Below are 2,405 nucleotides of genomic sequence, written 5' to 3' on the forward strand. Positions count from 1 at the left end.
AATTGACGTTTCACGTTGTTTGTTTCGTTCAGTTTTCAAAGAACTACTTGGTCGCTCATTTGCGACTTCCTTATGTTAACATCTTCGTTAGTTAATGTCAACTAAGTTTTTTTATTTCGTTTGTCGCTTGCGACGTTAATGTCATCGGCGACTTGTCCTATATTACACCTCTATATAATAATAGTCAATAATAATCTTTCATTTTTTTAAAAAAGATGAAAAAGACTCTCATACCCCCCTTTTATTTCTCATACATATCAATAAGATAACTGAAAGGAGTGTAGAACTTGTTCAATCCTTCTTTATTACACATCATAAGCTCCCATTCAAGAAGCCCACACTATCATAGGAAGTTTCCAATCATTCTATTTTGGAGTCAAAAAAGCGGCTGTACTTCTCTTGCTAAGTGGTTCTTTTACCAGATTGATTTATTACAAACCGCTCTAAGCTATAGTCCTTTCATTCATAATTATGAATATGATATATACAAAAGTACACCTGCCTATAGTGTACGACTAGGAGTAGCGTTACGAGAAAAACAAAAAGAAACTTTTAAACTTGTTCGTAACCCTTATAGGAGAGCAGTCAGTTCTTTCGTGTCCTTAATTGGACCTCCTTATATGGAAAATCCCGAATGGAAACCCATCCGAAAGTTTTTATATCAAGATGAAAATTCCACCAAAGGGATCTCATTTAAACAATTTTTATACTATCTATTTATAAAAGGGGCTCACGCAAGTGATATTAACCCACATTTCACACAACAATATATAGCTGGTGAAGAAGAATATGTGACCAATTATATATACTTAGAAAACTTCGATCACGAAATGAAAGAATTAGAAAAGCGTTTCGAATTAAAAACCGCACCAATAAATGAGTTCTCAACATCATGGCATCATCAAACTCCCGCCATGATTTATAAAGGGAATTTTAGCGAAGGCGATATTACTGATCCTTTATTTCCACGTCATCCAACTTTTGAAAGCTTTTATGATACTGAATGTATACAACTTGTCCAAACAATATTTCAAAATGATTTCGACACATATAAATACAGCAAAGAATATCCATACTAACTTTAGTCTATTATCTTTGCTAAATAAAAAAGATACCTCATATATAAGGTATCTTTTTAACATTTCAATTATATAAATCATACTGTTTAACAGTCTCTATTCTCCACCTTGTTACCTTTTAATAGATTACATAACTTTTGCTTATCCGCCCATCCTACTCCAATTAAGACTAAACTCGCTCCCATTATTACTCTCCATGTCAGAGATTCATTTAATAGAATAATTGAAGTAATAATACTTATTAATGGTAATGCATTTAAATATAATCCGCTTACTGATGCTGAAACTCTCTCTAGCGCTTTATTCCAAAACCAATACGCTAAAATTGTTGCTCCAATAACAAGGTATATTACACTAAGTACCGTTTTCCAAGTTTCAACCTTTGGGAGACCGTAATAAAAAATTTCTACCAGTGCAAACGGTAAGAGAATAACAGCTCCAATAATTAAAGTTAATGTTGTAAAAACCTCGTTTGATAAATACTGTTCTTGTTTTGGTCGTTTTAGCAAAACTGTGTAGAAAGCAAATAGAAAAGTACTTAATAATATTAGTATATCTCCTATTAAGGACACTTCTTGATTAGCACTTTTAGATGGAATCGTAATAAAGAGTACTCCTATAGCACCCAATATAATTCCTATCCAATAATTCAATCGAATTTCCTCTTTTAAAAAGAGTGCTGAAAAAAGAATTGTAACCAATGGTAACGCAGCATCTATAATACTCACATGTAATCCACTGGTTAAAGAAATGCCGTAGGATGTAAACATAAAATAACCAGCTACACCGGTAAAAGCTAACAAACTCATTCTTTTCCATGGAACTTTTTTATGTACAACTGATTTTTGTAGTTCCTTAAATGAGAATATCATACAAATTCCACCTGCAAAGAAAAGACGAATAAATAACAAAGTAAACGGCTGAATAGATTCTAACGCCCATTTTGTTGGCGCAATGGCTGTACCCCATAATATAACAGCCACTAATAACATGCATATTTCTTTCATAATTCCCCACACCCATCAAAAATATATGTTAACTACCTTAATTATAGATTTTTTCTAATGTAAAATCCTTTAAAAGCACAAAAGGTTATGTAAGATCACAAACATTCTTTTTACATCTGGACTATATTCTTGAAAAGGTAATTCTTACCTTTAAATTTAAAATAATAAAATAAACACAAAAAAACCTAAGTCAAAATGACTTAGGTTTTTGCTTGGCGACGTCCTACTCTCACAGGGACAAGGTCCCAACTACCATCGGCGCTAGAGAGCTTAACTTCCGTGTTCGGTATGGGAACGGGTGTGACCTCTCTGCCATCAT

General features: G+C 32.9%; 2 protein-coding genes and 1 rRNA gene. 1 reads left to right on the top strand and 2 read right to left on the bottom strand.

Annotation, left to right across the window (positions count from 1 at the left end; genetic code table 11):
* The first annotated feature begins 287 nt into the window (after positions 1–287).
* Positions 288–1,079 carry a sulfotransferase family 2 domain-containing protein gene (locus ACTFRM_RS31155; protein WP_000483018.1) on the top strand — a complete coding sequence of 264 codons (792 nt, stop codon included), beginning with the start codon at positions 288–290 and terminating at the stop codon, positions 1,077–1,079.
* 86 nt (positions 1,080–1,165) lie between these two features.
* Here ACTFRM_RS31155 and ACTFRM_RS31160 read toward each other — a convergent pair whose 3' ends face one another.
* Together ACTFRM_RS31160 and rrf are read right to left on the bottom strand one after the other, a co-directional pair.
* Positions 1,166–2,086: a DMT family transporter gene (locus ACTFRM_RS31160; RefSeq protein ID WP_000658271.1), complete on the bottom strand. Its 921-nt coding sequence runs from the start codon at positions 2,084–2,086 to the stop codon at positions 1,166–1,168.
* Positions 2,087–2,296: 210 nt separating this feature from the next.
* Positions 2,297–2,405 (bottom strand): 5S ribosomal RNA (rrf, locus tag ACTFRM_RS31165); the annotation flags it as partial.

This window comes from Bacillus cereus group sp. MYBK227-1 (genome assembly GCF_051916325.1).
Taxonomy (GTDB): domain Bacteria; phylum Bacillota; class Bacilli; order Bacillales; family Bacillaceae_G; genus Bacillus_A; species Bacillus_A cereus.

Coding starts and splice junctions, on each gene's coding strand:
- ACTFRM_RS31160 (WP_000658271.1), bottom strand. CDS start 2,086: ATGAAAGAAATATGCATGTTATTAGTGGCTGTTATATTATGGGGTACA.